The following is a 4,187-nucleotide window of genomic DNA, read 5'->3' on the forward strand; positions in this document are numbered from 1 at the left end:
CGGCCTGCGCGGGCGCGGACTGGGTCGGCGCCGCATGTGCGGGCTGCGCCGGGGTCGGCGTGGACGTCGCGCGGCCCGCGGCCGTCTGGGGCTGGTCCGGGGTGCGCGCGGGCGGAGCCGCCGGGCGCGACTCCAGGCGGGCGATCCGGGCCTGCAGGGCCTTGACGGACGGCTCGAGGTCCGGGCTCGCGGCCTTCACGAGGGCGAGCTCGAGCTGGGTGCGGGCGTCGGCGCCGTCCTTGAGCGAGCGCAGGGCGGACGCGATCAGCTCCAGCAGGCGGACGACCTCGGCCGGGCCGACGCGCTCGGCCTGCTCGGCCAGGCGCTCGTCCTGTTCCTTGGTGACGCGCAGCTCGGGCGGGACGTCGCCGAGGACCTGGACGACCATCAGGGCGCGGGCGTGCGCCTCCAGATCACCGAAGAAGCGGCCCAGGTCGCGGCCGGACTCGGCGAGCCGCGCGGCCGCCAGCAGCGCGCCGCGAGCATCGCCCGCGGACACCGCGTCGACGGCGCCGAAGATGAGGTCCGCGTCGGCCGCGCCCAGCACCGCGAGCACGTCCTGCAGCTCGATGTTCGACCCCGAGTACGCAAGGAGCTGCTCCAGCGTGCCCAGCGCGTCGCGGAAGGACCCCGTGGCCGAGCGGGCGACCAGCGCGATCGCCTCGTCCGGGATGCCGATGCTCTCCGTGTCCGCGACGCGCCGGAGCACGTTCGCGATCTGCGGGACGGACGGCCGCGAGAAGTCGAAGCGGTGGCAGCGGTCCACGACGGTCGGCAGGACCTTGTTGGCCTCGGTCGTCGCGAGCACGAAGATCGTGTGCGGCGGCGGCTCCTCGAGCGTCTTGAGGAACGCGTTCCACGCCTGGGGCGTGAGCATGTGCGCCTCGTCGAGGATGTAGACCTTGAAGCCGCCGCCGACGGGCGCGAAGGCGACGCGCTCGCGCAGGTCGCGCACGTCGTCGACCGAGTTGTTGGAGGCGGCGTCCATCTCCACCACGTCGAGCGAGGTCGCGCTGTGGATGGAGAGGCAGGACTCGCAAGTACCGCACGGCGAGACGGTCGGCCCGCCGTTCTGGCAGTTCAGCGACGCCGCCAAGATCTTCGCCATGGACGTCTTGCCCGTGCCACGGGAACCCACGAACAGGTACGCGTGGTGGACGCGATCCTGCTCGATCGCGTTGCTGAGCGTGCGGACAACGTGCTCTTGCCCGACCACGTCTGCGAACGTGCGGGGGCGATGACGGCGGTACAACGAAGCGGCCAAGGGACGTTTGAGTCTAGTGGCGTGACAGGCGGCCTCGGCCTGCGCGCCGCCATCGGAATCCCGCTCGGTGCGGTGCTCGCGTTCGCCCTCGTCGGCGCCGGGTTCCTGAACTACGACACCGCCTACAGCCTGCTGTGGGGCGGCGACGTGCTGCACGGCCGCACGCCGGACTTCGACGTCCCGCTCGCCCCCACCCCGCACCCGCTCGCGACCGCGCTCGGGATGCTCCTGTTCCCGCTCGGCGACGCCGGCCAGACCATCTGGGTGATCATCGCCTTCCTCAGCCTCGGCGCGCTCGGCTGGGTGACCTACGAGCTCGGCGCGCACTGGTTCGGGCCGGCGGCGGGCGTCGTCGCCGCGGTGCTGATCCTCACCCGCGTGCCCGTGCTGAGCTTCGGCGTGCGCGCGTACTTCGACATCCCGTACGTCGCGCTCGCCTTGGGCGCGATCCTCGCCGAGGCACGCGGCAAGAACCCGCGGCTCGTCCTCGTCCTGCTCGGCCTCGCCGGCCTGCTCAGGCCGGAGCCGTGGGGCCTCGCGATCCTCTACGTCCTCTGGAAGCGCGACCTGCGGTTGCTCCCGTGGGCGCTCGCCGCGCCGGTCATCTGGATGGTCCACGACCAACTGCTCGCCGGCAATCCGCTGCACTCGTTGACCGACACGCAGGACAACGCGAAGGACCTCCAGCGCATCACCGGCCTCGACGACGTGCCGCTGACCGTCCCGCGGCGGCTCGGCGAGATCCTGCGCGAGCCCGGCCTGCTCGGCGCGGCCGCCGGCGGCATCCTCGTGCTCGCGTTCATGCGGCGGCGGGCCGGGCTCCTGGTCGCCGCGGGCTTCGTCGCCATCGGCGCGTTCTGCGTGCTCGCCACCGCCGGCCTGCCGATCCTCGGCCGCTACCTGCTGCTCCCCGCCGCGATCCTGGCGATCTTCGCCGGCGCGGGCGTGTTCGGGTGGCGGACGCTCGAGCGCGACCACCCGTGGCGTCGTCGCTGGGCCGCGTTCGGCGGCGTCGTGCTGCTCGCCGCGCTCGTCTTCGCGCCCAGCCAGGTCAACCGGATCGAGAACCTGCGCAGCGCGATGCACACGCAGCAGGACATCCTCGCCGACCTCCACGCGATCAGCGACGACATCGCGTGCGAGCCCGTGGCCGTGCCGAACCACCGGCCCGTGCCCCACATCGCGCTGTGGACGGGGATCGCGCCGGCCGAGATCGTCTCCGCGCAGCTCGAGCAGCCGACGTCCGGCAGCTACATCGACCCAGCGAGCGAGCGCGTGGAGCGCAACTTCACGCTCGACCCGCGCGACCCGAAGCGCCTGACGGCGGCGGTCCCGCCGGGCTTCTCAGAAACAGCGCGCAACGAGAGCTGGGTTCTCGCTGCGCGCTGCTGAAAGAAGTGGACCGTGCACCCAACTGTCGAGGTCGGCCTCCAGGGACGCACACCTCACTGACTCCGGTCAGGCGACCCCGACACGCCCACCGGTAACCGCTTAAGGCTGCTTCCTTCCGGACCTGACCTGGTTCACGGGCCGACGTCGTGCGGGACCCAACCATCGACGCCGTGGCAGCGAACGTTGGCCTGGAGCCGTGCCCCTCGAGAGGGAATTCAGCCCCGCTAGAGCGGATTGCGGATACAGGGCACCGCTACCTCCCCGCCTAGCACGGTCCGGTGCTTAGGCTAGCGACTCACGGAGCTTTCTGAGCGCGCGGTAGACGCGGCCCTCGATCGTCGTGAGCGGCTCGTCGAGCAGCTTCGCCATCTCGGGAACGGTCAGCGCCGCGCCGAAGCGCAGCGCGATCGCCTCGCGCTCCTCCGCCGAGAGCACCGCCATGCCGCGCATGAGCTCGTCGCGCACCTCGACGTCGGCGAACACGTCCCGCCCGTCACCCGTCTCCACGCGCTCGTAGGCCCGTGACTCCGCGGCGGCGCGGCGCACGTGGTCGCGCAGGACGTTGAGCGCGATCGCGTACAGCCACGTCTTCGCCGATCCCTTGCGCGGGTTGAAGCGCCCGCGCAGCGCCCGTTCGAACGCGTCCGCGAGCAGGTCCTCGGCCAGGCCGCGATCCCCCGTCCGGTAGGCGAGGAACGAGAACAGGCCCGCGGCTTCCTCGGCGTACAACCGCTCGAATTGGGAGTCGTCCAAAATTTCTCAGTCAGGAATCGGGGCCCAGCTTCGTATCAGTCTGTGATGACCGAGTTCGACGACGTCATTCGGCGCCTCGAGGAAGAGCGGCCCCAGGCCTCTCCCCGAGAGCTGGACGAGATCAAGCAGCGAGTTCGCCGCCGCGCGGCGAATCCCTCACGGAAGGGGAACCAGTCCATGAAGTCCCGTTTTGCCATTCTCGCGATGCTTGTCACCGGAATGCTGTTCAGCACAGCGGGTGCCGGCCTCGCCGTCACCGGGCTGCAGTCCGGCGACGACGCGTCCGTGGCCCAGTACGCGACGCCCACGCCTGAGGGCGGTGTGCTCCCCGCCGAGGAGCAGAACGAGCCGACCGAAGAGGGCGGCGTCGCTCCGGCCGAGGAGCAGGAGACCGCCCCGGCGGCCGAGTCCGGCGGCGTCGCCGGCGTCACCGAGGACCTGCAGCCGGCCCGCCAGGCCGAAGCCGGCACCGACCAGCTCCCGTTCACCGGCTTCGCCGCGATCCCGGTCCTGATCGGCGGCCTCGCGCTGCTGAGCGCCGGCCTCGTGCTGCGTCGCCGCACCCGCGACAACTAAGCCCGCGACTCCGCGTGGGCGAGCTCGGCTCGCCCACGCACCGCGCGCCCCCGTAGCGCCGCGTCGCCCGCTCCATTCGCCGCGCCGCCTCGCCGCGTTCGCTGCGCCGCCTTTTGCCGCGCTAGCGCCACCGCTGCGCCCGCTCCACTCCCCCGCGCCCGTGCCGCCGCCGCCCCCGTGCCGCCGCCGCCCCCGCCCGTGC

The 4,187-nt window shown here is 72.4% G+C and carries 4 protein-coding genes and 1 other RNA gene; 2 read left to right on the forward strand and 3 right to left on the reverse strand.

Annotation, left to right across the window (positions count from 1 at the left end; genetic code table 11):
• The coding region (gene dnaX / locus OJ997_RS35970) for a DNA polymerase III subunit gamma/tau (RefSeq protein ID WP_270030290.1) at positions 1-1,216 on the reverse strand (1,216 nt) is incomplete at its 3' end.
• A 69-nt stretch (positions 1,217-1,285) separates the two neighbouring features.
• Between dnaX and OJ997_RS35975 the strand changes: the two genes are divergently transcribed.
• A complete protein-coding gene (locus OJ997_RS35975) occupies positions 1,286-2,656 on the forward strand; it encodes a hypothetical protein (protein ID WP_270030291.1) in 1,371 nt (456 codons plus the stop codon).
• Positions 2,657-2,666: 10 nt separating this feature from the next.
• Here the strand turns inward: OJ997_RS35975 and ffs are convergent.
• Both ffs and OJ997_RS35985 read right to left on the reverse strand, forming a co-directional pair.
• Positions 2,667-2,930: signal recognition particle sRNA large type (gene ffs, locus OJ997_RS35980), an RNA gene on the reverse strand.
• A gap of 8 nt (positions 2,931-2,938) precedes the next feature.
• The gene (locus tag OJ997_RS35985; protein WP_270030292.1) at positions 2,939-3,409 is read right to left on the reverse strand and encodes an RNA polymerase sigma factor; all 471 of its coding nucleotides are present in this window, start codon (positions 3,407-3,409) and stop codon (positions 2,939-2,941) included.
• Positions 3,410-3,613: 204 nt separating this feature from the next.
• On the opposite strand from OJ997_RS35985, the gene OJ997_RS35990 reads away from it, so the two are divergent.
• Complete coding sequence (locus OJ997_RS35990; RefSeq protein WP_270030293.1) at positions 3,614-3,985, forward strand: hypothetical protein; 372 nt, start codon at positions 3,614-3,616, stop codon at positions 3,983-3,985.
• The last annotated feature ends 202 nt before the right edge of the window (positions 3,986-4,187 follow it).

Source organism: Solirubrobacter phytolaccae, assembly GCF_027587195.1.
GTDB classification, from domain to species: domain Bacteria; phylum Actinomycetota; class Thermoleophilia; order Solirubrobacterales; family Solirubrobacteraceae; genus Solirubrobacter; species Solirubrobacter phytolaccae.

Excerpts from the sequence above, each read along its gene's own strand:
- OJ997_RS35990 (WP_270030293.1), top strand. The coding sequence starts at position 3,614 with ATGCTTGTCACCGGAATGCTGTTCAGCACAGCGGGTGCCGGCCTCGCC.